Here is a 26,870-nt window from a genome sequence, read left to right on the forward strand (position 1 = left end):
AAACAAATATAAACAGATATTTTAAATTAGGACAAAAAAGTCTTAATTAATTTTAGACACTATCCCGAAAAGTGTGTAAATTAAAAATCGAGGGGTTGACAGCCAAATCTTATTTATCAAAAAAACACAAATTGTCAACATTGTGAACCAGAAAAAATTGTGAACCGATATGTTACCTTTTTAAATCAAATCAATTCATATTTTATGATAGTCCTAAAACAATAAATCCTTGCTAATCATACAGATTGCAAGGATTTATAATAATTTAGTATTTCTACTAGTGACCGCGCCAGGATTCAAACCTGGAACCTCTTGAGCCGTAATCAAGTGCGCTATTCAGTTGCGCCACGCGGCCGATTTTGTGGGTGCAAATATAGAAGATTATTCTGGTTACACAAAATAATTTTAAACAGATATTTAAAAAAATATTCTACCGCAAATCCACAAACCCAATAGCCTGCTAATTATCAGCAGGTTATTTAATAATCATCACAAAAATCATACAATTTCTGCACTTAAACCTGCCTGCAATAGTTTAAAACAACGGGGTTCCAAATCGGAATAAGTACCTGTTTTTACTGTACATTTTCCTTTATAATGCACAATTATAGAACATTGTTCTGCTTGTTCTGGGGTGTGGTCGCAAGCATAAATTAAAGTATCTATAACATGATCGAAGGTATTTACTTCGTCGTTATACAATACAATTTCATTTTCTTTAGTCTCTTTCGTTTCAACGAGAACCTCTTTTAATACTTCTTCTTTCGTGCTCATTTTCAAACATTTTACGCCACTAATTTAAAAATTTTAAAGCAACCCAATTGTTGCGCTCTAATTTTTCGCTTAGTTTTAACATATATTTTTGACACTCAGCTTCAATTACTGGAATATCATCGTTATAAAAGCCACTTAACAGCAGCATCCCGTTTTTATTTAAACAGGCAGCATAAGTTTTTATATCGTTTAATAATATGTTTCTGTTAATATTTGCGATAATAATATCGTATGCTTTTCCGTCCAACAAACTCGCATCGCCTTCGTATACCGATATGTGTCTACAATTATTACGTTCTACGTTTTCTAAACTGTTTAAATAACACCAATTATCGATATCTATCGCATCTAAAGCTGTTGCGCCTTTTTGCTCTGCTAGAATGGCCAAAACCCCGGTACCACAGCCCATATCCAACACCGATTTTCCTGCAACATCTGCTTTTAGGATATGCTGAATCATCATGTGTGTGGTTTCGTGGTGCCCCGTACCAAAACTCATTTTTGGTTCTATAACAATGTCGTATTGGGTTTGAAAAGGTTCATGAAACGGTGCACGAACAGCACAAAGATCGTCTACCACTATTGGGTTGAAGTTTTTTTCCCATTCTTCGTTCCAATTGGTTTGTTCAATCTCATCAAAAGTATATAAAATTTCAAACTCGTTAGACTGTAATATTTGAATATCGTCTAAAATACCATCATGCCATTCTTCCTTTTGAATATAAGCTGTAACGCCTTCTTCGGTTTCTACGAAACTCTCAAAGCCAGCATAGCCTAATTCCGCGATTAAAATCTCTACACCTGGCTGTAGCGGTTGCACTTTAAAGTAATATCCTAAATAAATAATATTCGACATCGTTAGCGATTTTTATGTTTACGAGCTAAGTATAATTTTTAAACCTTAATTTCTTACTAACGTATTACCTACTAAAAGGCATTAACAATAGCAAAGAAATCTTCTGCATTTAAAGACGCACCACCAATTAATCCGCCATCAACATCAGGTTTCGAGAAAATTTCCTGAGCGTTATTAGGTTTTACACTTCCGCCATAAAGAATAGATACACTGTTAGCCACATCGGCACCGTACTTATCTACTAATGTTTGTCTGATAAATGCATGCATATCTTGTGCTTGCTCTGGACTTGCTGTTTCGCCAGTACCGATAGCCCAAACAGGCTCGTATGCCAATACGATGTTTTGAAATGCTGGTGCATCTAAATGAAATAATGCATTTTTAATTTGATCGCCTACTACAGCTTCGTGATTATTCGCCTTTCTGTCGCTTAATTCTTCACCAAAACAAAAAATAACTCGCATATCGTTGGCTAAGGCTGCATCTACCTTTTGCGCTAACAATTCGTCGGTTTCGTTAAAATAGGCACGACGTTCACTATGTCCTAAAATAACAGTTTTAACACCAACACTTTTTAACATACTGGCACTAACCTCTCCAGTATAAGCACCATTAGCAGCAAAGTGCATGTTTTGGGCTGCAACTTCAATGTTTGTATTTTTAAGTGTGTTATAAGCCGACCATAAGTTTGTAAACGATGGCGCTACCATAACCTCGGCATCAGACGTTATTTTTTGTGCCTTTAAAGCCGTTAACAGGGTTTCTGTTTGTGCCAAATCGTTGTTCATTTTCCAGTTTCCGGCAACAATATTCTTTCTCATAATGTTGTGTGTTTTTAATTTATTGAAGTTTTACTTTTGGATCTAACCAAGCATATATTATATCTACAAAAATATTGATTATTATGAAAAGAAGCGCAATTATAAGTACAGAACCCATAATAACGGGTAAATCTAGTGTGTTAAGTGCATTTACAATTTCTTTTCCTAAACCATTCCAGCCAAAAACGTACTCTACAAATACCGCTCCAGCCAACATAGACGCAAACCATCCTGAAATTGCTGTTACCACAGGATTTAACGCATTTTTTACAGCATGTTTTTTTATAATTTGATATTCGGTTAAGCCCTTCGCACGGGCTGTCCTGATGTAGTCTTGATTAAACACTTCTAAAAGTGAATTACGCATTAATTGAATAACTACAGCTAAAGGACGTATTCCTAAAACTATAGCGGGAAGGATTAAATTTTTCCATTGAATTGTCATCGATTCCCCAAAATCGTCTAACTCGTACAAACTTCCTGTCATATCTAAATGGGTATATTTATGCAATACATACCCAAAACACCAAGCAAACAAGATGGCACTAAAAAACGAAGGCACACTCATACCTAAAGTACTGAGCAGTTGAATGCACTTATCTCCCCAACTATCTTTATACAATGCAGAAAATATTCCCAATACAACACCTAAGACGATGGCAATTACTATTGCTGAAACGGCTAACACGAACGTATTAGGTAAGGTTTCGGCCAAAACCTGACTAACTTTTTTACCTTGTTTCGTAAAAGATTCCCTCAGGTAAGGTAGCTTTAAAACTACCTGTGTATTAAAAACGCTAAACAGTGGTAACGCGTTATACTTACCTGGACTTAAAAAAGTATAAGTATTGCTATTATTTGAATGAAAAGATATTGGCGATAAATCGTTTAAATAATAAACATACTGTGTACCAATAGGTTTGTCGAAACCATATTTATGTTTAATGATGGCCAGTTGTTCGCTATCTTCGTTTTGCCCCAACATCATTTGTGCCGGATCGCCTGGTAAAACATTAAATAAAAAGAATATCACGGTAACTACACCAAACAAGGTAAATAGCGCGTATATCAGTTTATTTAAAAGATACTGCATACAACCACTAATTGACTTTATGTAAATCTAAATCGTCTACATCATTCCAATGTACTTTTTGCAAGACGGTACCTTCGTTCAAAATTAAAATTCCCGGATTGGCACGCACTATAGTTTTTAAAGCAGTTTCGTCTGTAAAATAAAAATCGAAATCGTAACCATACATTGCTTTTACTTGTGCTTGTACATCTTCGCCAGAAGCTGTTAACCCGATTACTTTATAGCCATTTCCCAAAGCCTTATCCGATACATTTTTTAAGGCTTGAAGTCCCAGACTTTCAGACGTGTTTAAATTATAAGCTATTAAAAGCACAACATGTTTATCGTGTAGAATGGCTTCTGTAAAATCTTCGCCATCTTTTTCTATAGTAAAATCGTGAATAGGTGCTTCGTAACCAGGTTTTATAACCTCGGTATCTACACTTACAAACTCCCCGGCAACTGAAGGATAAGCGCCTTTTGTAGTAATAACCTGCTCTTCGCCATTCACTTTAAAAGTCCATTTATAATCGATATCTGCTTTAGGTGCATCTTCTGGAACAATCATATTCTCCCATAAATTATCACCTATTTTATAAGGTCTAAAGTCTTTAACAGGTAAGTGCATTAACACATGATAAGCCAACCACAAACACCCAATAAAACTAAATAAAGACACTAAGGTTAAACCAAACCTACTAAATACAGGTTTTATGTGCTTAACGCCAAAAAACAAGATTACAATTAAAATTAATAATACCACATCTTTAGAAAATGACTCCCAAGGTGTTAGTTTTACAGCATCGCCAAAACAACCACAATCGGTAACTTTATTAAAGTATGCCGAATAAAACGTTAAAAAGGTAAAAAACACAATCATTAGCAATAGGCTCCACACCGTAAATTTTGGTTTGTAACCTATTAATAAAAACACACCTAAAAGCACCTCGAACACTACCACAAGTACAGAAATCATTAACGCATAAGGCTCTAAAAATGTTAAATTAAGAACGGCTGCGCTAAAATATTCTTCGAGCTTAAAGGAGAATCCGATGGGATCGTTAAGTTTAATTAATCCTGAAATGATAAATAATATACCAACAAAAATTCTACTTACGTTTACTATTGCTTTCATGAACTAAGGGAATGCTATAAATTATATTTTTATGTGCTATTTGTTTTCTAAATGAATCAAGGCAAAAACCGAGTAGTTAATCATGTCTTGGTAATTTGCATCTATACCTTCACTTACAAGTGTTTTGCCTTTATTATCTTCAATTTGTTTAACACGAAGAATTTTCTGAAAAATAAGATCGGTTAACGATGTTACACGCATATCGCGCCAAGCCTCGCCATAATCATGATTTTTATCCATCATTAAGCTTTTTGTTTGGGCTATTTTTTCATCGTACAAATCGGTGGCTTCAACTGTAGACAAATCGGGCTGATTGGCCACTCCTTTTTCTAACTGTATTAAGGCCATAATACAATAATTAATCACACCAATAAATTCGCTTACTTCGCCTTCATCAATTTTCTGAACTTCATTTTCCTGTAATCCGCGTATGCGTTGTACTTTTATAAAAATCTGATCGGTTAACGATGGTAACCGTAATACCCGCCAAGCACAGCCATAATCTTTCATTTTATTAATAAACAAACTCCTACACGCGGTAATTACGGCATCAAATTGTTTTGAAGTATCTTGCATAAATTGAATTGAATTTTGCGTAAATTTCGCATAATTTAATTGAATTACAAACTTAAACCCACCCTAAACACGTTTTGACAACTACCATAAACTGTAAAGGCCAACTTATAGATCTTTCTACTCCTCACGTTATGGGGATTTTAAACCTTACCCCAGACTCCTTTTACGACGGCGGAAACTACACAAACAACACCGCCATTTTAAAACAAGTAGAGCACATGCTTAAGCAAGGGGCAACCTTTATAGATGTTGGTGCTTATAGTTCCAGACCAGATGCAGCTCATGTAAACCAAGACGAAGAATTAAAACGTATAGTCCCTGTTGTTGAATTATTAACACAAAGCTTTCCTGATATTTTGCTATCTATAGATACCTTTAGAAACCAAGTTGCGAAAACCTGTATAGAAGCCGGAGCCGCCATTATTAACGACATTTCTGCTGGAATGTTAGACCGAAACATGTTAGAAACTGTTGGCAAATTACAGGTTCCGTACATTATGATGCATATGCGCGGCACCCCACAAACCATGCAACAACACACCCGATATAATGATTTGCTTAAAGACATGCTCTTGTATTTTTCCGAACGCATACAACAAGCGAGGGCTCACGGCATTATAGACTGCATTATAGATCCTGGTTTTGGGTTTTCTAAAACTACAGCACAAAATTTCGAACTTTTAAATAAATTAGAACTGCTGCATCTTACAGACTTACCGCTATTGGTTGGAGTTTCTAGAAAATCTATGATTTACAAAACCTTAAACACCACAGCCGACCAGGCATTAAACGGCACATCGGTAATCAATACCATTAGTTTACAAAAAGGTGCTTCAATTTTAAGGGTTCACGATGTAAAAGAAGCTATGGAATGTATTACGTTAACAAAGGTTTTAAACGGATAAATATGAAATCATTTTATATTTTGATTATCGCTGTATTCTGTTTCAATTGTACAAACGATAAAGCTCTAGAATTAGCCGAAATACATCATTCTAATATTACAGAAATTTTAGATGTATCGCCCGCCTATCTTTTTTACAACACCGCTAATATAGACAGTCTAGAAGTTAATAAACGCAATTTAATAAGTACCACAAATTGGCTGGTTAATGTAGACAAACGCTTAAGTTTAAAACAAGCAATTCCCGCCATTAAAGCCCTTCAAGACAAAAAAGAAAATGCATCGCATAAAAATAAAAACGCAAAGAATTATTTTACAGCCTTTAATCCGAACTCTAAAAATTTGTGTTTTTTAGAATTTACCGCAACTACATTTCGTTTGAATACAAAAGCAACAGAACACATAAAAACATTACACGACACTACTGCCATAGTAGATATTTCTTCTGAAGCCATTCGTTACCAAAATCAAGTTTACAAGTTAAATACATTTATAAATGCTTTAAATACCACTAACAACAGCGTGAAGCTCGTGTTAAATTTCGACCAACATATTACCTTTCAAGACTATTTACAATTTAAAGATGCGCTTTTAACAATTACAAAAACTGCTGTTTTAATAGATAGAAACGAATTTATATATTAACACTTAATTTGCTACTTTTACAAAAAACTGTTGCCCTTTGGAAATCTTTAGCGACCTATTAAAATTTACTTTAATCGATTTAATCGATGTGTTTTTAGTGGCCCTGCTACTCTACTATGTATATAAATTGGTAAAAGGCACCGTAGCCATAAACATTTTTATAGGTATTGTAATTATTTATATTATTTGGAAGGTTACCGAAGCATTACACATGCAATTGTTAAGTAATATACTTGGCGGATTTATAAGTGTTGGAATGTTTGCCCTAATTGTAGTATTTCAACAAGAACTCAGAAAATTTTTACTAATGATTGGCTCTACTAATTTTGGAAAAAGTGGACATTTATTCAAACAGTTGAAATTTTTAAAAACCGAATCGAGCGACGAATCCAATATTGATGCTGTTGTATCTGCCTGCGTAAAAATGTCGGCCACCAACACGGGAGCTTTAATTGTTTTTGAGCGTAACAACAACCTCGATTTTCTGGCACACACTGGTGACGAGATGAATATTACCGTTACACAACCCATAATAGAAAGTATTTTTTTTAAAAATAGTCCGTTACACGATGGAGCGATTATAATTGCTAATAACATTGTAAAAGCCACACGTGTAATTTTACCTGTTAACAACGATAAAAATTTACCGCAACGCTTTGGATTAAGACACAGAGCTGCAGTTGGAGTTACCGAAAAAACCGATGCTCTAGCACTTGTAGTAAGCGAAGAAACCGGACAAATATCGTATTTTAAAAACGGTGAGTTTGTAAGCTACGAAGACATTGCTGAATTAAGCACCTATATAAAACAGGACTTAATTTAAGCCGACAATTCTTTCATAAACTGTACCTCGTATAAATTTCTGTAATAGCCATTTTCCTTTTTAAGCAACTCGTCGTGGGTACCTTGCTCTACAATTTCACCAGCATCCATAACTATAATCTGATCGGCTTTTTTAATAGTTGCCAAACGGTGTGCTATGACTATAGAAGTTCTGCCTTTTGTAATTTTATCGGTAGCATTTTGTATTAATTGCTCGGAATGCGAATCGACAGACGATGTCGCTTCATCCAAAACCAATATACTTGGGTTGGTAACATAAGCACGCAAAAATGAAATTAATTGGCGCTGTCCCGACGATAACATAACGCCACGCTCTTTCACGTTATACTGATAGCCGTTAGGCAAACTCATAATAAAATCGTGAACACCAATATCTTTTGCTGCTTGAACTACTTGCTCTTCAGTAATATCTGGATGACTTAAGGTGATGTTATTAAAAATAGTATCGGCAAATAAAAATACATCTTGTAAAACCACAGCTATTTGGGAGCGCAACGAGGCTAGTGAAAATGCTTTGATATCTTTACCATCAATTTTAATTACACCACTATCAATTTCATAAAATCGGCTTAACAGATTAATAATGGTCGATTTTCCGGCACCTGTTGCTCCTACAATAGCAACTGTTTGCCCCGCTTTTACATCCAACGAAATATCTTTTAAAACCACTTCGTCTTTCACATAACTAAATCGCACATTTTCAAACGAAATATCGCCTTTAAAATGTGTGGCTTCTTCTGTTCCATAATCATCTATATGCGATGTAGTATCTAAAATATTAAACACTCTATTGGCAGCAACCATACCCATTTGGAATGTATTAAACTTATCGGCAATTTGGCGTAATGGCCTAAACAACATCGGAATCATCATTACAAATGCGGTTAAATCGCCTAAAGACGAAGAGTCGCGCATTACAGCATCGAGTCCGCCATACCAAGCCACCAAACCAATGGTTATAGATGATGATAGTTCGGCTATCGGAAAGAAAATTGAGTTATACCAAACCGTTTTTAACCAGCCTTTTTTATGGCGTTCGTTTATAATTTTAAAGTTCTTGTACTCGGTGTCTTCACGTGTAAATAGTTGTAAAATTTTCATCCCGGTAACGCGTTCCTGTACAAACGAATTTAAATTAGAAACTTCTGTTCGCACTTCCTCGAAAGCCTTCTTCATATATTTCTGAAACACGCGCGTTGCATACAACACCAAAGGCAACATTAGAAATACGATAATGCTTAGTTTCCAATTCATATACACCATTACACCTGCTACAACTACCATAGTTAAGGCGTCTCTAAAAATCATAAACAGGCCTTCTCCAAAAATATCGGCAATACGCTCCATGTCGGTAACCGCTCTGGTAATAAGCAAACCAACAGAAGAATTATCGTAATATTTCATTTTAAATTTAAGCATGTGGTTAAAGAGTTTTACACGGATATCGCGCACAACACTTTGCCCTAACCATCCTGAATAAAAAATAAATACAAGTTGAAATACAACCTCGAACACCAAAAGGCCTACCATAATAAGTACATAAGGCAAAAAGCCCTCAACGGTTTTAGTGGCTATATTATCGTCTATGGCCATTTGCAGTAATTTTGGCCTAAGCGCACCAAAAATAGCCAGCAAAATTACCGACAGAAACACCCCAATAAACACACGGTTATAAGGCTTAATATACTTTAAAAGGCGTTTAAACAAATTAACGTTAAAACTCGATGTATCTTTTTTATTCATTTATGTATATAGATTTTGGATACATTACTTGCGTTAGATATAGACCTTGAGCAGGAACCGAGTATCCGGCCTCGCCCCTATCTTTAGATAAAATAATGCGATGCATATCTTGGGCAGTAATTTTCCTTAAACCAACATTTATTAATGTACCAACTATGGCTCTTACCATATTTCTTAAAAACCGATCGGCTGTTATTGTAAACAGTAATTCATCTTCAACCACATTAAAGACTACTGCTTTAATATCGCAATTATACGTTTTTACATCGGTATTGCTTTTCGAGAAACACTGAAAATCTTTATACCCCAACAACACCGTTGCGGCTTCTTTCATGGCTTCAATGTCTAATTTTGGCTTTACATAATACGTGTGTTCGTAATTAAAAACATTTTTTTGCAATGCTATACGGTATAAATACGATCTACTAATGGCATCAAAACGCGCATGGGCTTCTGGCTGTACTTGCAACACGTTATGTACGGCAATATCTTTAGGTAAAAATGCATTCAGTTTATATGCCAAATCCTCTAAATTCAAACTTTTATCTGCATCAAAATGTGCAAACATTTGTTTAGCATGCACACCTGCATCTGTGCGCCCTGCACCAACAATGCTTACAGCTGTCTTTAATAACACCGATAAGCCTTTTTCTATTACTTCTTGAACAGAAATGGCTTTGGGCTGGTTTTGCCATCCGTGATATGCCGCACCGTTATAAGAAAGTTCTAAAAAATATCTCAAGAAATATTGTAATTTTGTTTATCAAGCTACAAAGATAAATAGTTTTACTAGTTTCGACTCACAATATTATCTTAATGACAAAAATCCTTTTACTTTCCGATACCCACAGCCATATAGACGCTACTATTTTAAAATATGTAAAACAAGCCGACGAAGTCTGGCACGCAGGTGATATAGGAGATTTAAAAGTTACAGATGCCATTAAAGCATTAAAACCGCTTCGCGCCGTTTATGGCAATATTGATAACGCTGAAATTAGAAAAGAATTCCCAGAAAACAACAGATTTATGTGCGAAGATGTAGATGTTTGGATTACCCATATTGGCGGCTATCCCAACAAATACAACCCTAAAATAAAAAGCGATATGTATGCCAATCCGCCAAAACTTTTTATTTGTGGGCATTCGCATATTTTAAAGGTTATGCCCGATAAAAAACTGAATCTTTTACATATGAATCCTGGTGCCATCGGTTTACATGGTTTTCATAAAGTACGTACCATGTTACGCTTTGTTATTGATGGTGATAAAATAAAAGATTTGGAAGTGGTAGAACTTAAAAGATAGAAAGTCGTAGGCTTTAGTCAGAAATCAAAAAAACATAAACCACATCACTTCATTACTGTTATAAAAAATAAAAACCCGAAGCACAACCTTCGGGTTTTTTACACGCACTAATACTACTAAGATGTTAGGTTTAACGCAGTCGATCTACAGATTTTACAAGATCTTCATCCTTTTTAATGGCTTTATTAGCTAACACTAATAATACGATAGAAATTATAGGAAGAAACATCCCAATACCTTTCTCAGAAACCAAAGTTTCTCCAGATAAATTTAGAGATTGATACACGAAAAATCCTAGTAAAATAAAGTTTAATATGATGTTTAGACGTCCCAAAACAAATTGAGTTTGTCTATTTTTATACATAAAAATGGAAATCAGAGATAATAATGCCGAAGCCAAAAACAAACCTAAATACATTACATTATCTGCCGCATATACTAAAACGTCTTGCACATTGGTCCATAAATGAAACACAAATATAAGTCCGCCAGACACTACAGCTGCTAGTAACAAGTAAATAGATTGTATACGTTGTATCATTCGTTTTTATAATCTCGACGACAAAAATAGTAGTTTCTTTGAGAACATTTATATAAAATATTAAAATAAAAGTCGTATAATTGCATTAACAATGTACAACACTCTTGGTTTTAGATTGTTAATTCTTCAGAATAAGATAATTTTTTTCTTCAGAATATATCAGTAAAAAAATCTAACTCAAATATTCAATTGAACATCAATGTTTGAAATCTCTCAATTAAAAGAAATGAAGCTTCCTGAATTACAGGAAATTGCAAAAAAATTAAGCATCCCTAAGTTTCGTTCATTAAAAAAACTCGATTTAGTTTATCAAGTACTAGATCACCAAGCAGCCAACCCTAAAGCGGTTATAGAAGCTAAATCTGAAAACTCTTCGGAAAATACAGAACAACCAACTTCTAAAAACGAAGCTGCCCCTAAACCTAAAAGAGAGCGTATAAAAAAACGCGTTCCCGCCAAACAAACGGCAAATAATCAAGACAAGCAGGCCACAGATTCTAATACACCTGAAGCTAAAACCGAAGCTCCAGCACCTAACAAGCCGCAACGTAAGCAGCCACAAAAACAAGCTACAAACAAACCGGCAATTCAGCAAAAAGCTAAAGAATCGAACACACCCATAGCTAAAGAAGATAAAGCGAATACACCTCAAAAAGAGAATCAGCAACAGAACCGTCAGAAAAAAGACAACCAGAAAAAGGATACTGGTAACCAAAAACAACACGCAAAAAACAATAATAACCAAAACGGAAATCATCAAGGCTCTAACGGCAATAAAGATACACGTAACCGTTATAGAGAACCAGAATTCGAATTTGATGCTATTATAGAAAGTGAAGGTGTTTTAGATATTATGCAAGATGGTTATGGATTTTTAAGATCATCGGACTATAATTATTTATCATCGCCAGACGATATTTATGTATCGCAATCACAAATCAGACTTTTTGGCCTAAAAACAGGAGACACCGTACTAGGAAATGTACGTCCACCTAAAGAAGGCGAAAAATATTTCCCTTTAATAAAGGTTAACAAAATTAATGGCTTAGATCCGCAAGTGGTTAGAGACCGTGTGTCGTTCGAGCATTTAACACCTTTATTCCCTAAAGAAAAATTTAATATCGCCGAAAAACAAAGTACCATTTCTACACGAATTATGGACTTGTTTAGCCCAATAGGAAAAGGACAGCGTGGTATGATTGTGTCGCAACCGAAAACTGGTAAAACCATGTTATTAAAAGACATTGCCAACGCCATTGCTGCCAATCACCCAGAAGTTTATCAAATTATTTTATTAATAGACGAGCGCCCAGAAGAGGTAACAGATATGCAACGCCATGTGCGTGGCGAAGTTGTAGCCTCTACATTCGATAAAGAAGCGCACGAACACGTAAAAATCGCGAATATTGTTCTAGAAAAAGCAAAGCGCTTGGTAGAATGCGGTCACGATGTGGTTATTCTATTAGACTCTATAACTCGCTTAGCACGAGCGTACAATACCGTGCAACCTGCTTCTGGTAAAATTTTAAGTGGTGGTGTAGACGCCAATGCCCTACACAAACCAAAACGCTTTTTTGGCGCCGCACGTAACATCGAAAAAGGCGGATCGCTATCTATAATTGCAACTGCACTTACAGATACTGGCTCTAAAATGGACGAAGTTATTTTTGAAGAATTTAAAGGAACAGGTAATATGGAACTACAATTAGACAGACGTATTGCCAACCGTAGAATTTTCCCAGCTATAGATTTAATTTCTTCAAGTACACGTCGCGACGATTTATTACTAGACGACAACACCATACAGCGCATGTGGATAATGCGTAAATATCTAGCAGATATGAATCCTGTTGAAGCGATGGAATTTATTAACGATCGTTTTAAACAAACCAGAAACAACGAAGAGTTTTTAATCTCCATGAACAGTTAAAACCAGAAGTTTTACTATACATTAAAAGAGATCGTTTTTATTAAACGGTCTCTTTTTTTATTACATTTCGTTAAAAAAAGCAAGATCGGTAATAGACTTTACACAATGCTTTTTTATACATTTATATCATGAAAATACAAAACCTACACCAGCTGTTTTTAGAATGCAATGCTGTTTGCACAGACACCAGAACATTGCAGGCTAACAATATGTTTTTCGCTTTAAAAGGCGATAATTTTAACGGCAACACCTATGCGGAGAAGGCACTAGAACTAGGTGCTAAATACGCCATAATAGACGAAGCTAATTACCAAAGCAATTCAAACACAATTCTTGTAGATAATGTATTAGAAACACTACAAGAATTAGCCACCTACCACAGAACATATTTAAACATTCCTATAATTGGACTAACTGGTAGCAACGGCAAAACCACAACAAAAGAACTTATTAATGCCGTGCTGTCTCAAAAACACAAAACAACAGCCACAATTGGCAATTTAAACAACCACATTGGTGTTCCGCTCACCCTCTTATCCATGACCAAAGACACCGAAATTGGTATCGTAGAAATGGGAGCTAATCACCTAAAGGAAATAGCTTTTTTATCCCAAATTGCACAACCAAACTACGGCTATATTACCAACTTTGGTAAAGCGCATTTAGAAGGTTTTGGCAGTTTAGAAGGTGTAGTACAAGGAAAAACAGAATTGTACAAATACCTTTTAAAAACAAAAGGTCTAGCCTTTATTAACGCTAATGACAGTACACAAATAGAAAAATCACAGTCTTTAAACACCTATACTTTTGGCACCAACCCCAACACGGCTCAAGTTACGGTAACACTTAACGGCGCTAACCCATTTGTTGAGGCTAGCTACAACAACTTAACCGTAAAAAGCCATTTAATAGGCACCTACAATTTCAACAATATATCTGCTGCAATTGCAATTGGCAACTATTTTAAAGTTAATGATGACGATATACAAACCGCAATAGAGCAATACACCCCTACAAACAACAGGTCTCAAATTATAGAAAAACCTAATCAGAAAATTATTTTGGATGCTTACAATGCCAACCCGACAAGTATGAAGGCTGCACTAGAAAGTTTTGCTGCATTAAATGATGATAAGAAAATAGCCATAATTGGAGATATGTTTGAATTGGGTGCAGACGCTGAATTAGAACACCAAGACATTGTAAAATTAGCTTCGGGTTTAGCTATTCATAAAATTATTACCATAGGCAAACAATTTTACGCAACTCCGTTTGCATCAGACAAGCTTTTAAAATACGATACCTTTGAAGATTTCAACGCTAAATTTCAGGACATAGATTTAACAAACACCACGTTGCTTATAAAAGCATCACGAGGTATGAAATTAGAGCGTATTCTGGATTTACTATAGAACAACCAAACCATTAGGCATAAAAAAAGCTTCTCTAAAAAGAGAAGCTTTTGTGGGCGCGAAGGGATTCGAACCCCTGACCCCTTGGGTGTAAACCAAGTGCTCTGAACCAACTGAGCTACGCGCCCGTAAAGGGCTGTTTTTAAAAATATATTTTTCAAAAGCAACAGCAAACTGTCTTTGAAAAACCACAAAAAAACTTCTCTAAAAAGAGAAGCTTTTGTGGGCGCGAAGGGATTCGAACCCCTGACCCCTTGGGTGTAAACCAAGTGCTCTGAACCAACTGAGCTACGCGCCCTTGCAATTGGTGTGCAAATATAAGCTAGATTTTAATTCTACAAAAACTTTTTTCAACTTTTTTTATATAATTTCTGCAACCACAAATGTACTTCCGCCAACGTAAATAAAATCTGAAGACAAAGCCGATTTTAAAGCGTTGTTACACGCTTCATTTACAGAATCATACGCTTCACCTTTAAATCCCTTTGCCAAAAACAAGGTTTTAAGTTCTTTTTCATCTAATCCTCTTGGCACATCAGGTTTACAAAAATAATAGGTTGCCTGCTTAGGCAGCACAGCAAAAATAGAGTTTAAATCCTTATCGTTTACAACTCCAAAAACCATGTGTAAGTTTGTATAACGTTCTTTTTTAAGCTGCTCCATAACTTCTTTAAGGCCTTCGGAGTTATGCGCAGTATCGCACACCATAGTTGGATGATGTTGCAACACTTGCCAACGGCCTTTTAAACCCGTAGTTGCTGCTACTTGCAACAAACCTGTTTTCATATTAGCTTCGGAAATAGAATAGCCTAAAAGCTGAAGCTCTTTTACAGCTTGCATTACCGTTTTTATATTTTTTTTCTGATAACTCCCAATCAAATCACTCGACAAAGCTTCATCAATGGTTTGATCGGCAAAAACAATTTTAGCGTTATTATTTACTGCTAAAGTTTTAAAAACACCACACGTCTCGCGTTGTGTTTCTCCTATAACCACAGGAATGTTAGGTTTTATAATTCCGCCCTTTTCACCTGCTATAGCTTCAAGCGTATTGCCCAAAAACTGAGTATGATCTAAACCTATATTTGTAATTACTGAAAGTTCTGGAGTAATAATATTTGTAGAGTCTAATCGTCCTCCCAATCCAACTTCGATAACCGCGATATCGACTTGCGCTTTTCTGAAATAATCGAAAGCCATACCTACAGTCATTTCGAAAAATGACAAACTATGATTCTCGAAAAATTCTTTGTTATTCGCTATGAAATCGACTACAAAATTCTCTTCGATTTCTACACCGTTTATACGAATGCGATCTCTGAAATCTTTTAAATGCGGTGACGTGTACAAACCAACTTTATATCCGGCTTCTTGAAGAATTGAAGCCAACATATGGCTTGTAGAGCCTTTACCATTGGTTCCCGCTACGTGAATACTTTTAAATTCGCGCTCGGGATGATCTAAATGAGCTGCTAACAATAACGTGTTAGACAAATCTTTTTTAAACGCTGTTTGTCCCTGCCGTTGATACATGGGTAACTGCGCAAACATCCACTGCAAAGTGTCTTGATAGCTCTTCATTATTGCCCCAAACTAAAGTCTATACTCACAAAACCAATTTGTCGAGCAGGCGCATTAGCATCTGGTCGCCATTTATGCGACATGGCTATTTTTCTAGCAGGTTCTAATAAACACGGACTATTATTTTCGGTTCCTTTAACACCTGGAACAGCTTTAATAACCTGACCTTGTTTATTTACTTCTATTTGTACAACCACTAAACCAGATTCGTTGCAATCTTGTTTTATAGTATTGAATGTTGCTTTACCACGACCGTTTAATCCATAACCAACACCACCACTACCTGAACCAGCTCCTCCAAAATAACTGGCTGCATACGGATCGCCATCCAACTGGCCCTTGTCGCCTACTTTATTATCATCGCCTTCGCTACCTTTTGCAGTACCATCAGATTTACTAACACCACCAATTAAAGCATCTAACTTTTTTTTCTTTTCTTCTTTTTCACGCTGCTCTTTAGCCACGCGTTCAGCTTCGGCCTTTGCTTTAGCTTCGGCTTCTGCTTTGGCCTTATTTTCGGCATCGCGTTTCGCCTTTGCCTCAGCTTCCTTTTGTTTTTTTATAGCAATCTCTTCGCTATTATCATCGGTTAATACTTGCTCTTTTGGAGCAGCAGCTTCGGCAGGTTTTGGCGCCACTTTTTCAGGTTCTACAACCTCTTCGGGTGGCTTGTTAATATTTACAGGCTTCGATTGTATTGGTGTATTTGGCTGTTTATTGCCACTACCAAAGTCTGTAGTACCAAAATTAACAGCCACGCCATATTCTTCGGGCGGATCCATATATGGTGGCCCTACAACAAACAATAACAATAGTACAATAATGGCAAATAACACTGTTATTTTTGCCGAATTGCGTTCGTGCTTTGTTTGTAAATATTTCATGATATTAATTTGGTCTTACAGCCAAAATGACTTTAAATTTATTTCTATTGGCAATATCCATCACTTTAACAACGTGTTCTACAGGCACCGATTCTTCGGCACGTAACACTATGGTTGGCTTAGACTCTTTAGATAAGCGATTTTTAAGCTCATGCTCTAAAACGCTTTCGCCAACACGACTTTGATCGATATAATAGGTCAGATCTTTTTTAATGCTTACGGCTACCGTTTGTTTATTTTCGGTTTTACCACTGGCTTTAGGCAATAGTACATCTATAGCATTTGTAGTAACCAAGGTAGATGCCAACATAAAAAAGATAAGTAGCAAGAAAACAATATCTGTCATAGACGACATATTGAATTCTGGAGTTACTTTATTTCGTCCTCTAATATTCATATTAAGTAGGCTCGTTTAAGTGATCTAAGAATTCTAATGAATTCGACTCCATTTGATACACCACTTTATCGGTTTTTACAACTAAATGGTTATAGGTCATGTAAGCCACAATACCTACAATTAAACCTGCTACAGTGGTTGTCATGGCGGTGTAAAGTCCGTCTGCCAATAATTTAATATCGATTTGCCCTCCAGAATTAGCGATTTCGAAAATAGATAAAATCATACCTATTACGGTTCCTAAAAACCCAATCATAGGTGCCGCTCCCGATATGGTTGCTAAAATACTTACGTTTTTTTCTAAACCATATACTTCTAGTCGTCCCGCGTTTTCTATCGCAGTATTTATATCCTCTAAAGGTTTTCCTATTCGCGTAATGCCTTTTCCTATTAAACGAGATACAGGAGAGTTAACCTGCGCGCACAACATTTGCGCCGAATCTATTTTACCATTACTAACATGGTCTTTAATCTGATTCATGAAATTACTATCTATTTGAGACGCTGCCTTAATAGCAAATAAACGCTCGAAATAAATATACACTGCGGCAATTAGCAACAAAAACAGTATACCAATAATAACCTGACCTGCAACTCCTCCACTACTTATTAACTCTATAATAGATAGTGTTTTTTTAACCGGTTCGTCGGTAACAACTTCTGTGGCTTCAGAAGCATCTTGAAATAGGGCGTATAACATAAATTTTAATTCATTTAACTAGTTAAACAATATAACGTTAATTTTTAAGGTTAAGTATAAGAGGATTAAAATAGAGTTCTGGTAACCATAAACGCTGCAGCACCAACGATGAACCCAACAAATGCTAACCAAGAAATTTTCTTTAAATACCAGAAGAAATCTATTTTTTCCATTCCCATAGCTACCACACCTGCAGCAGATCCAATAATTAACATACTACCTCCTGTACCAGCAGAGTACGCTATAAAATGCCATAATTCGTTATCTGTTGGCTCCGAAAACATTCCTAAACTCGCTGCTACTAACGGCACATTGTCTATTACTGCAGAACCTACACCTAATAATAGCACTACTAAATCTGACACGCCTGCATGATGCAACTCGGTACCTAACATAGGCATAGTACCTTTTAAACTAGAAGCTAAATCGAATAAAATACCTAAAGATTCTAATGCCGCTACAGCCATTAAAATACCTAAGAAGAATAAAATACTTGGTAACTCAATTTTAGATAAAGAACTGTGTACAGGACTATGATGCCCATGAGTATCGTTATCTTCTGTTTCTATATCAGAAATTGAAAATTTCTTATTACTATAAATCTCTGCAAATACTGCCACGATGCCTAAAGCTAACATCATACCTACATAAGGAGGCAAGTGTGTTACCGTTTTAAAAACAGGCACAGACACAATACCACCCAAACCTAAATACAACATAGTGGCACTATATTTACTTTTAGGTTTATCGTCTTCATCTTCCTCTGGGGTATCTAAATCTCCTTTAAAAGCTGGCATAAACGACGCTATTAATGTTGGCACCAACATACATAATAACGAAGGCACAAATAAATATCCTAATAAATGTCCTGTGGTTACTTTATTACCAATCCATAACATTGTTGTAGTAACGTCTCCAATAGGCGACCAAGCTCCACCAGCATTAGCTGCTACAATAATTAAACCTGCATACCAGATACGCACCTCGCGGTCTTTAACTATTTTTTGAAGTATCGAAATTAATACGATGGTTGCTGTTAAATTGTCTATAATCGCAGATAAAAAGAAAGCTAAAAACGCAAACACCCATAAAATTTTCTTTTTACTTTTAGTTTTCACGTAGCCTTTAATGGTTGCAAAACCATCAAAATAATCGATAATTTCTACAATAGTCATCGCTCCCAATAAAAACACCAAAATTTCGGCGGTTTTACCTAAATGATGTAATAATGTTTCTTCCATTAAATGCAACTTCTCTTCGTGGCCCAACATGCCAAAAGTTTCTAAAAGCGCATGCTCACCAGAGTCGAACCATTGCGTGAAACTATCTAATCCTAAAGCTATAACTGCCCAACAAATAGCCATCATAACTAATGCCGGGATTAATTTATCGATTTTTAAAGTGTGTTCTAAAGTAATGGCCAAATAGCCTACAATAAACACAAAAATAATTCCTAATTCCATGAGTTTTTAATTAAATAAGTTGAGTAAGGGCAATTTCGAATGCCGTTTTACTAATTTCAGTTTTATTTTGGTTTTTGTTATATACATTCTGAATGGCATTTTGAATGATGTCTGAAGTATCATTAAAAATAGCTTCATCGGTCATTTGTACTTTACGTTCCATAAAGTAGGCAAACACCCTAGCCATACCACAGTTTGAAATGAAGTCTGGAATTAAACTGATTTTATTATCGGTATATTCCATAATAGGTCCAAAGAAAATTTCTTTATCTGCAAAAGGCACATTAGCACCACAGGTAATCACCTCTAAACCATTAGTAATCATCTCGTCTATTTGCGCTTTTGTAATTAATCGAGACGCAGCACATGGTGCAAATACTTCGGTTTTTAGCGACCAAATTTGTTCGTTAATATCTTTAAATGGTATCAACTTATCGCTGTTTAAGGTATTACCAGATTTGTTTAAATACAACTCTGTAATTTCTTCAAAGGTGAATCCATTTTCATTAATAAGTCCGCCAGCAATATCAATTATACCTACCACTTTAGCGCCCATCTGAGCAAAATAAAAAGCGGCAGCAGCGCCAACATTACCAAAACCTTGTACTACAACGCGCTTACCGGCTATAGAATCGTTATGAATATTATAAAAGTGTTTTGCGGCAACAGCTACACCGTAACCCGTAATCATGTCGGCAACAGTATATTTTTTAGCTACACTCGGAGAAAAATTCGGGTTTTCGATCACCTTTATCACGCCGTGTCTTAATTGTCCAATACGATTAATTTTATCGGCTTCGGTAGGTTTAAAATGTCCGTTAAACACACCTTCTTGCGGGTGCCAAACTCCGCTTTCTTCGGTAATCGGAATAACCTCGTGTATTTCATCTACATTCAGGTCGCCACCTGTACCATAATAACTTTTTAGTAATGGCGATACAGCTTTATACCAGCGCTCTAACACGCCTTTTTTCCTAGGATCTTTTGGGTCGAAATTTATTCCAGACTTTGCGCCTCCAATAGCGGGACCAGAAACGGTAAATTTAATTTCCATCGTTTTTGCTAACGATAGTACTTCATTCATATCTAAACCTTTTCTCATTCGGGTTCCTCCGCCTGCTGCACCTCCTCTTAACGAGTTTATAACGGTCCATCCTTCTGCTTCTGTTTCTGGGTCTTTCCAGTTAAATACGATTTCAGGGCTTTTGTTTTCGTACTTCTGAAGTAAGTCTTTCATGTAATGTATTAAAATTATGGTAACAAATATAAAAAACTAAAAATCCCCTGAAATTAATTTTACAATAATTTTAGCCATAATAAATATATCCTGAGGAATGATTTTTTTCTGCTCCAGTAACGCTCATTAAACAGTTTACCTCGCCACGTAGTTTTAAAACACCTAAAAACCCAAAAATAAGCGCTTCTTTAAATTCTATAATTTCAGAATTTGGTACTGCTATGGTACAACGTGTTAAGGCTTTTATGCGCTCCAGCAAAAACGTATTATAGGCTCCACCACCAGTTATTAGCATGGTCGCCTCGGTGGCATCTGGTACTACATTTGCTATTTGCATGGCAATATGCTCGGTAAATGTTCTTAAAATGACTTCAGTTTTTAAATGATAAAAATCTATAAGTGGAAAAACATGAGCTTTAACCCATTCTAAACCTAAAGATTTCGGGTAAGCAGTCCCATAGAAAGACAAGCCATTTAAAGCATCTAACAACTCTTGATGCACTTCTCCTTTTGAAGCTAAAACACCTCCAGCATCATAATCCATACCCAAAGGCTTTACATAATGATTTAAAACAATATTTGCCGGGCACACATCAAAAGCAATGCGCTTACCATACAATTCTGTAGATACATTGGCAAAACCACCTAAATTCAAGCAATAGGCATAATCTGTAAACAAGAGGGCATCACCCACAGGCACCAAAGGCGCTCCCTGCCCTCCCAAAGCCACATCATCTACTCTAAAGTCGCAAACCACAGTTTGCTTTAATAGGTTGGCCAACTTGGGTAAATTTCCAATTTGGTACGTTAAACCATTGTCTGGATCGTGCAATGCGGTATGACCATGCGAACAAATCGCATCGACTTCTGTTATGTTATGTGCGTCTAAAAACCCCTGAATACACTCTGCCAAATAAACCGTGTAAGCTTCGTCTAAGGTTTTTAATTCCTCTTTAGAATACGCTACCAAATGATGTAATTTAGCAACCCATGTTTTTGAATATGGTAGTGTTTCGGCAGCAATAATTTCAAATTCCCAAGTGTTTTCTTTAGTAAAGTGGGCATAAACCAGATCGATACCATCTAAAGACGTGCCCGACATTACTCCAACAATTTTATATTTATCTTTCACCATATCTCATTATTTATTTAGATATATTGAATATTCAACAATTAAAACATATATTTGATACCAGTTTTTACAAATTCAATAATATTATTCACAATTATGGATTTTAATCTTACAGAAGAACACCTCATGATTCGCGATGCAGCTCGCGATTTTGCTCAAACCGAATTACTTCCTGGCGTTATAGAACGCGATAATAAACAAGAATTCCCAAAAGAACAAATAAAAAAAATGGGAGAACTTGGCTTTTTAGGCATGATGGTAGACCCTAAATACGGCGGTAGCGGCCTAGACACCATTTCGTATGTATTGGCTATGGAAGAAATTTCTAAAATCGATGCGTCTGCCTCGGTTGTCATGTCTGTTAACAATTCTTTAGTTTGCTGGGGCTTGGAACAATTCGGAACCGAAGATCAAAAACAAAAATATCTAACCAAACTCGCTACCGGAACATCTATTGGCGCCTTTTGTTTAAGCGAACCCGAAGCAGGAAGCGACGCGACTTCGCAAAAAACGACAGCTATAGAAAAAGACGACCACTACCTTTTAAACGGCACCAAAAACTGGATTACTAACGGAAGCACTGCCGATTTTTATTTGGTTATAGCCCAAACACATGTCGAAAAAAAACATAAAGGCATCAACGCTTTTATTGTAGAAAAAGGCTGGAAAGGTTTCGATATCGGCCCTAAAGAAGATAAACTAGGCATTCGTGGCAGCGACACCCATTCTTTGCAATTTAACGACGTAAAAGTCCCTAAAGAAAATAGAATTGGAGAAGACGGATTCGGATTTAAATTCGCCATGAAAACACTTGCTGGCGGCCGCATAGGCATTGCTTCTCAAGCTTTAGGTATTGCCTCCGGCGCTTACGAACTGGCATTAAAATACTCTAAAGAACGTAAAGCTTTTGGCACAGAAATTTGCAACCACCAAGCGATAGCCTTCAAACTAGCTGACATGGCCACCCAAATTGAAGCTGCACGACATTTATGTATGAAAGCCGCTTGGGACAAAGACCACAAAAAAGACTACACGATGTCTGGCGCAATGGCAAAATTATACGCTTCGCAAGTTGCTATGGACACGACTGTTGAGGCCGTACAAATACACGGTGGTAACGGTTTTGTAAAAGAATATCATGTAGAACGTTTAATGCGGGACGCTAAAATTACACAGATTTATGAAGGCACTTCCGAAATTCAGAAGATTGTAATTTCCAGAGGAATTTTAGACGCGTAAAACACATCTTATTTAATATACTAAAAACGCTTAACTGATAAGGTTAGGCGTTTTTTATTTGTTCGATCCTTAAGGTTTCGTGAATTTCTCCGACAACATAAAAAAAAGGACACATGAAAATCTTAAACCCTATAGCATTAACATTCATTATCTGTTTAGCGTTCAGTTGCGAAAACAACGCACAAAACACCAAACAACAGGCTGTAATTAATGCCAAGCCCGTACAAACCAAAGCCACAAAAACAGAAGCCCGCGCATACTTTGCGAGTGGTTGCTTTTGGTGTGTAGAATCTATTTACGAAAGTGTTATTGGGGTTAAGGAAGCGATCTCTGGATATTCTGGCGGACATACCAAAAACCCAACCTACGCCTTAAGCAACACTGGAAAAACCGGTCACACCGAAGCCGTTGAAGTTATTTACAATCCGCAGGAAGTAAGTTTTGAAACTTTAGTAGATGTCTATTTCGGATCGCAAGACCTAAAACAAACAAACGGACAAGGTCCCGACCGCGGCTCGCAATATCGCTCTGTCATTTTTTATCAGAACGACTCCCAAAAACAACTTATTGAGCAAAAAATAAACACTTTAACCAAACATTTAGGCCACCCTATTAGCGTAGAAGTCTATCCGTTTCAAAAATTCTGGGTCGCCGAAGACTACCATCAAAATTACAAAACCTGTAATCCAAACAGCGGCTACATTCAAAATGTATCAATTCCTAGACTCAATACATTTAAGGCTAATTTTCCCGAACTCATTAAAAAAAGTGAAAAATAAATATATTTTTCATTGAGTTTTAACACTCGTTAACATCTAAAACGGTCTTCAAATCCGTATATATTTTATAGAATATTCCGCATTATGCGCCTATATATATGAGGAACGCTTCAATTGTAACACAGTTGAAGCGTTTTTGTTTTTTGCACTGTTAACAACACCTTTTCGCTTCTTAACTTAGTTTATAATTCTTATTTTTGTTAGAAACGCAAAAACCCCACACACATTGTCAACATTTCAACCCGGACTTGAATACGCCTTAAGTCTCGACCAAAACGATATTTTAGCTGCATACAGAAATCAATTTCATATTCCTAAAGACGCTGCTGGAAACGATTTAATTTATCTTACCGGAAATTCTTTAGGACTCCAACCTAAAACCACAAAAGCCTATATAAACCAAGAATTGGAAGATTGGGCGAATTTAGGTGTAGAAGGCCACACCGAAGCTAAAAACCCGTGGTTACATTATCATGAGTTTTTAACCAAAAGCATGGCCAAAATTGTTGGTGCAAAACCTATAGAAGTAGTGGTTATGAATACACTTACAGCCAACTTACATTTTATGATGGTTTCGTTTTACAAACCCACTGCTAAACGTTATAAAATTTTAATTGAAGCCGATGCGTTTCCATCCGATAAATATGCCGTCGAATCGCAATTAAGACATCACGGATACGACGACAAAGAAGGATTAATTCTTTGGAAACCATCAAAAGAAAATGAACTTGCATCTTACAACGATTTAGAGCACATTTTAAACACTCAAGGCCACGAGATTGCTCTAGTTATGATTGGCGGTGTGAATTATTACACAGGACAATTCTTCGATTTAAAGCGTATTGCAACCTTAGCCCACAAACAAGGTTGTATGGTTGGGTTTGACTGTGCACATGGTGCTGGAAACGTGCACTTAAATTTACACGACAGCGGTGCCGATTTTGCAGTATGGTGCACCTATAAATACCTGAATTCTGGCCCGGGAAGCTTAGCAGGCTGTTTTGTTCACGAACGTCATGCTCATAATCCTGCACTAAACCGCTTTACAGGTTGGTGGAGCCACAATAAAGACACTCGTTTTAATATGCGAGACGAGTTTGACGTCTTACCAGGCGCCGAAGGCTGGCAATTAAGCAACCCGCCTATTCTATCTATGGCTGCCATAAAAGCGTCTCTAGATATTTTTAATAATGCAGGAATGGATGCTCTAGTAAACAAGAGCAGACAACTCACAGCTTATTTCGAATATTTAATAGAACAGCTCAACAACAAAAACATAAAAATAATTACTCCAAAAAACCCTGACGAACGTGGATGCCAATTATCCATTCAGGTAAAAAACGCCAATAAGTCTTTATTCCAAAAGCTTACAGCCGCAGGAGTTATTAGCGATTGGCGCGAGCCCGATGTTATTCGATGTGCGCCGGTACCGCTTTATAATTCGTTTAAAGATGTTTATCTTATGGTTGAAAAATTAAAATCCGTACTCAATGACTAAAAACGACCATATTGTAATTATTGGCGCTGGGCTTTGCGGTTCGTTATTGGCGCTCCGCATGGGGCAAAGAGGGTACAAGGTAACCGTTTACGAAAAACGCCCCGATTTAAGAACAGTAGATATTAGTGCTGGGCGCTCAATAAATTTAGCCTTTTCCGACCGCGGTTTAAAAGCCATTACACTAACAGGTATTCAAGACAAAGTAACACCTTTATGCATCCCCATGCATGGTCGTATGCTTCATGATGTAACAGGACAAACGGTTTTAGCACCCTATAGCGGAAGAGCTCACGAATATATCAATTCGATATCGCGCAGCGACTTAAATGCCTTGCTATTAAATGAAGCCGAAGCGCTGCCTAATGTCACTCTCATTTTTAATCATAAATGTAATGCTGTCGATTTCGAGAATACAACAGCAACATTTTATCAATACAAAACTAAATCTGAAATAACCATTACAGCCGATGTTATTTTTGGCACAGATGGTGCCGGATCGGCATTGCGAAAAAGTTACTATCTCGGTAAGAAATTCTTGTTTAGTTTCTCTCAAAACTACCTCACCCACGGCTATAAAGAACTAAGCATACCCCCTACTGAAACTGGCGACTACAACATTCATAAAAACGCCCTACATATTTGGGGACGGGATGCTTTCATGCTCATTGCCTTACCTAACTTAGATGGCAGCTTTACGGTAACCTTATTTTTAAGTTTTGACGAAGGCGAATACAATTTCAATAATTTAACTACAAAAGAACGTGTTTTAGAATTCTTTAACCGCTACTTTAAAGACGCTTTGCAGGTTATGCCAAATTTAGCCGATGAGTTTTTTAAAAACCCAACTTCGCCATTAGGCACTGTAAAATGTTCGCCTTGGCATTACAAAGGCAACACGCTTTTATTGGGTGATGCTGCCCATGCAATTGTTCCGTTTTATGGTCAAGGAATGAATGCTTCTTTTGAAGACATTACCGTTTTAGATACCGTTTTAGACAGCAATCACGACAGCTGGGAGCATGTATTCAAAAGGTTTGAATCCCTAAGAAAAAAAGACACCGATGCAATTGCAGATTTGGCAATAGACAATTTTCACGAAATGAAGGGACATGTAAATCTTCCTATTTTTAGAGAAAAACGCGCCATAGAAATGGCTTTAGAAAAATCATTTCCCAACGATTACGCATCAAAATATTCACTCGTTACTTTCAACGAAAATATTGGCTATCAAGAGGCCTTACTTAAAGGTCGAGCCCAAGACAAAGCGCTGTTAAATATGCTTAGCGACAAAACCATTTCTGTAAACGATGATTTACGAAGCATTTTAGAAAAAGTTATAACGGAGACCACAAACATTTTAAACGAAGACCGCATGGCCAAAACCATGCAATAACATCTAA

General features: G+C 36.5%; 26 protein-coding genes and 3 tRNA genes. 10 read left to right on the forward strand and 19 right to left on the reverse strand.

Annotated features, from left to right (window positions below; translation table 11 throughout):
• Positions 1–281: 281 nt before the first annotated feature.
• The 7 genes from ACR9EA_RS12645 to ACR9EA_RS12675 form a co-directional block, all read right to left on the reverse strand.
• Positions 282–355, reverse strand: a tRNA-Arg gene (locus ACR9EA_RS12645).
• Positions 356–498: 143 nt separating this feature from the next.
• Positions 499–774 (reverse strand): ATP-dependent Clp protease adaptor ClpS, encoded by a 276-nt coding sequence (locus ACR9EA_RS12650; RefSeq protein WP_435133640.1) that lies wholly within the window; start codon positions 772–774, stop codon positions 499–501.
• 19 nt (positions 775–793) lie between these two features.
• Positions 794–1,630: a 50S ribosomal protein L11 methyltransferase gene (prmA, locus tag ACR9EA_RS12655; protein WP_435133643.1), complete on the reverse strand. Its 837-nt coding sequence runs from the start codon at positions 1,628–1,630 to the stop codon at positions 794–796.
• Between the two features lie 71 nt (positions 1,631–1,701).
• On the reverse strand, positions 1,702–2,451 hold the full coding sequence (gene tpiA / locus ACR9EA_RS12660; RefSeq protein ID WP_435133645.1) for a triose-phosphate isomerase: 750 nt from the start codon (positions 2,449–2,451) through the stop codon (positions 1,702–1,704).
• A gap of 19 nt (positions 2,452–2,470) precedes the next feature.
• Entirely contained in the window at positions 2,471–3,544 is a 1,074-nt protein-coding gene (locus ACR9EA_RS12665) for an ABC transporter permease (RefSeq protein ID WP_435133648.1), read from the reverse strand.
• Between the two features lie 7 nt (positions 3,545–3,551).
• Complete coding sequence (locus ACR9EA_RS12670) at positions 3,552–4,658, reverse strand: BT_3928 family protein (RefSeq protein ID WP_435133650.1); 1,107 nt, start codon at positions 4,656–4,658, stop codon at positions 3,552–3,554.
• A 36-nt stretch (positions 4,659–4,694) separates the two neighbouring features.
• Positions 4,695–5,234 (reverse strand): DUF1599 domain-containing protein, encoded by a 540-nt coding sequence (locus ACR9EA_RS12675; protein ID WP_435133653.1) that lies wholly within the window; start codon positions 5,232–5,234, stop codon positions 4,695–4,697.
• A 131-nt stretch (positions 5,235–5,365) separates the two neighbouring features.
• Between ACR9EA_RS12675 and folP the strand changes: the two genes are divergently transcribed.
• Genes folP through ACR9EA_RS12690 form a run of 3 tightly spaced genes read left to right on the forward strand, consistent with a single transcriptional unit; the run spans position 5,366 to position 7,606 of the window.
• A complete protein-coding gene (gene folP / locus ACR9EA_RS12680; protein WP_435139881.1) occupies positions 5,366–6,139 on the forward strand; it encodes a dihydropteroate synthase in 774 nt (257 codons plus the stop codon).
• Positions 6,140–6,141: 2 nt separating this feature from the next.
• Positions 6,142–6,783 carry a hypothetical protein gene (locus ACR9EA_RS12685; protein WP_435133655.1) on the forward strand — a complete coding sequence of 214 codons (642 nt, stop codon included), beginning with the start codon at positions 6,142–6,144 and terminating at the stop codon, positions 6,781–6,783.
• 37 nt (positions 6,784–6,820) lie between these two features.
• Positions 6,821–7,606, forward strand: a complete 786-nt coding sequence (locus ACR9EA_RS12690; protein WP_435133658.1) for a diadenylate cyclase — start codon at positions 6,821–6,823, stop codon at positions 7,604–7,606.
• On the opposite strand, the gene ACR9EA_RS12695 is transcribed toward ACR9EA_RS12690, so the two are convergent.
• Both ACR9EA_RS12695 and truA read right to left on the reverse strand, forming a co-directional pair.
• Positions 7,603–9,369 carry an ABC transporter ATP-binding protein gene (locus tag ACR9EA_RS12695; RefSeq protein WP_435133661.1) on the reverse strand — a complete coding sequence of 589 codons (1,767 nt, stop codon included), beginning with the start codon at positions 9,367–9,369 and terminating at the stop codon, positions 7,603–7,605. The two genes, ACR9EA_RS12690 and ACR9EA_RS12695, sit on opposite strands and share 4 nt — an antisense overlap.
• Positions 9,362–10,111 (reverse strand): tRNA pseudouridine(38-40) synthase TruA, encoded by a 750-nt coding sequence (gene truA / locus ACR9EA_RS12700; RefSeq protein WP_435133665.1) that lies wholly within the window; start codon positions 10,109–10,111, stop codon positions 9,362–9,364. Before truA ends, ACR9EA_RS12695 begins: the two co-directional genes overlap by 8 nt.
• Before the next feature lie 74 nt (positions 10,112–10,185).
• Here truA and ACR9EA_RS12705 point away from each other — a divergent pair, with 74 nt between their 5' ends.
• Complete coding sequence (locus ACR9EA_RS12705; protein ID WP_435133668.1) at positions 10,186–10,677, forward strand: metallophosphoesterase family protein; 492 nt, start codon at positions 10,186–10,188, stop codon at positions 10,675–10,677.
• A gap of 130 nt (positions 10,678–10,807) precedes the next feature.
• Here ACR9EA_RS12705 and ACR9EA_RS12710 read toward each other — a convergent pair whose 3' ends face one another.
• Positions 10,808–11,218 (reverse strand): DUF4293 domain-containing protein, encoded by a 411-nt coding sequence (locus ACR9EA_RS12710; RefSeq protein WP_435133670.1) that lies wholly within the window; start codon positions 11,216–11,218, stop codon positions 10,808–10,810.
• Between the two features lie 199 nt (positions 11,219–11,417).
• Between ACR9EA_RS12710 and rho the strand changes: the two genes are divergently transcribed.
• Together rho and ACR9EA_RS12720 are read left to right on the forward strand one after the other, a co-directional pair.
• The gene (rho, locus tag ACR9EA_RS12715; RefSeq protein WP_435133673.1) at positions 11,418–13,148 is read left to right on the forward strand and encodes a transcription termination factor Rho; all 1,731 of its coding nucleotides are present in this window, start codon (positions 11,418–11,420) and stop codon (positions 13,146–13,148) included.
• A 128-nt stretch (positions 13,149–13,276) separates the two neighbouring features.
• Positions 13,277–14,560, forward strand: a complete 1,284-nt coding sequence (locus tag ACR9EA_RS12720) for a UDP-N-acetylmuramoyl-tripeptide--D-alanyl-D-alanine ligase (protein ID WP_435133674.1) — start codon at positions 13,277–13,279, stop codon at positions 14,558–14,560.
• 53 nt (positions 14,561–14,613) lie between these two features.
• On the opposite strand, the gene ACR9EA_RS12725 is transcribed toward ACR9EA_RS12720, so the two are convergent.
• The 9 genes from ACR9EA_RS12725 to ACR9EA_RS12765 all read right to left on the reverse strand — a co-directional run bounded on the left by ACR9EA_RS12725 (position 14,614) and on the right by ACR9EA_RS12765 (position 21,957).
• Positions 14,614–14,688 (reverse strand) — tRNA-Val (locus ACR9EA_RS12725).
• Positions 14,689–14,783: 95 nt separating this feature from the next.
• Positions 14,784–14,858 (reverse strand) — tRNA-Val (locus ACR9EA_RS12730).
• A 62-nt stretch (positions 14,859–14,920) separates the two neighbouring features.
• Positions 14,921–16,141: a bifunctional folylpolyglutamate synthase/dihydrofolate synthase gene (locus ACR9EA_RS12735; protein WP_435133677.1), complete on the reverse strand. Its 1,221-nt coding sequence runs from the start codon at positions 16,139–16,141 to the stop codon at positions 14,921–14,923.
• Positions 16,141–17,025, reverse strand: coding sequence for an energy transducer TonB (locus ACR9EA_RS12740; protein ID WP_435133679.1), 885 nt, complete (start codon positions 17,023–17,025; stop codon positions 16,141–16,143). Before ACR9EA_RS12740 ends, ACR9EA_RS12735 begins: the two co-directional genes overlap by 1 nt.
• A gap of 4 nt (positions 17,026–17,029) precedes the next feature.
• Complete coding sequence (locus tag ACR9EA_RS12745; RefSeq protein WP_435133682.1) at positions 17,030–17,422, reverse strand: ExbD/TolR family protein; 393 nt, start codon at positions 17,420–17,422, stop codon at positions 17,030–17,032.
• Between the two features lies 1 nt (position 17,423).
• Positions 17,424–18,122 carry a MotA/TolQ/ExbB proton channel family protein gene (locus tag ACR9EA_RS12750; RefSeq protein ID WP_435133684.1) on the reverse strand — a complete coding sequence of 233 codons (699 nt, stop codon included), beginning with the start codon at positions 18,120–18,122 and terminating at the stop codon, positions 17,424–17,426.
• A 65-nt stretch (positions 18,123–18,187) separates the two neighbouring features.
• Positions 18,188–19,585, reverse strand: a complete 1,398-nt coding sequence (nhaD, locus tag ACR9EA_RS12755) for a sodium:proton antiporter NhaD (protein ID WP_435133687.1) — start codon at positions 19,583–19,585, stop codon at positions 18,188–18,190.
• 10 nt (positions 19,586–19,595) lie between these two features.
• Complete coding sequence (locus ACR9EA_RS12760) at positions 19,596–20,822, reverse strand: Glu/Leu/Phe/Val dehydrogenase dimerization domain-containing protein (RefSeq protein WP_435133689.1); 1,227 nt, start codon at positions 20,820–20,822, stop codon at positions 19,596–19,598.
• Between the two features lie 70 nt (positions 20,823–20,892).
• The gene (locus tag ACR9EA_RS12765; protein ID WP_435133695.1) at positions 20,893–21,957 is read right to left on the reverse strand and encodes an anhydro-N-acetylmuramic acid kinase; all 1,065 of its coding nucleotides are present in this window, start codon (positions 21,955–21,957) and stop codon (positions 20,893–20,895) included.
• 93 nt (positions 21,958–22,050) lie between these two features.
• Here ACR9EA_RS12765 and ACR9EA_RS12770 point away from each other — a divergent pair, with 93 nt between their 5' ends.
• The 4 genes from ACR9EA_RS12770 (at position 22,051) to ACR9EA_RS12785 (ending at position 26,863) form a co-directional block, all read left to right on the forward strand.
• A complete protein-coding gene (locus ACR9EA_RS12770; RefSeq protein ID WP_435133697.1) occupies positions 22,051–23,193 on the forward strand; it encodes an acyl-CoA dehydrogenase in 1,143 nt (380 codons plus the stop codon).
• A gap of 113 nt (positions 23,194–23,306) precedes the next feature.
• Positions 23,307–23,972 carry a peptide-methionine (S)-S-oxide reductase MsrA gene (msrA, locus tag ACR9EA_RS12775; protein WP_435133700.1) on the forward strand — a complete coding sequence of 222 codons (666 nt, stop codon included), beginning with the start codon at positions 23,307–23,309 and terminating at the stop codon, positions 23,970–23,972.
• 226 nt (positions 23,973–24,198) lie between these two features.
• Entirely contained in the window at positions 24,199–25,470 is a 1,272-nt protein-coding gene (gene kynU, locus ACR9EA_RS12780; protein WP_435133703.1) for a kynureninase, read from the forward strand.
• The gene (locus ACR9EA_RS12785; RefSeq protein ID WP_435133706.1) at positions 25,463–26,863 is read left to right on the forward strand and encodes an FAD-dependent oxidoreductase; all 1,401 of its coding nucleotides are present in this window, start codon (positions 25,463–25,465) and stop codon (positions 26,861–26,863) included. The genes kynU and ACR9EA_RS12785 overlap by 8 nt, the downstream gene beginning before the upstream one ends.
• Positions 26,864–26,870 lie beyond the last annotated feature (7 nt).

Origin of the sequence: Formosa sp. A9 (genome assembly GCF_051200825.1) — a bacterium.
GTDB lineage: Bacteria > Bacteroidota > Bacteroidia > Flavobacteriales > Flavobacteriaceae > Formosa.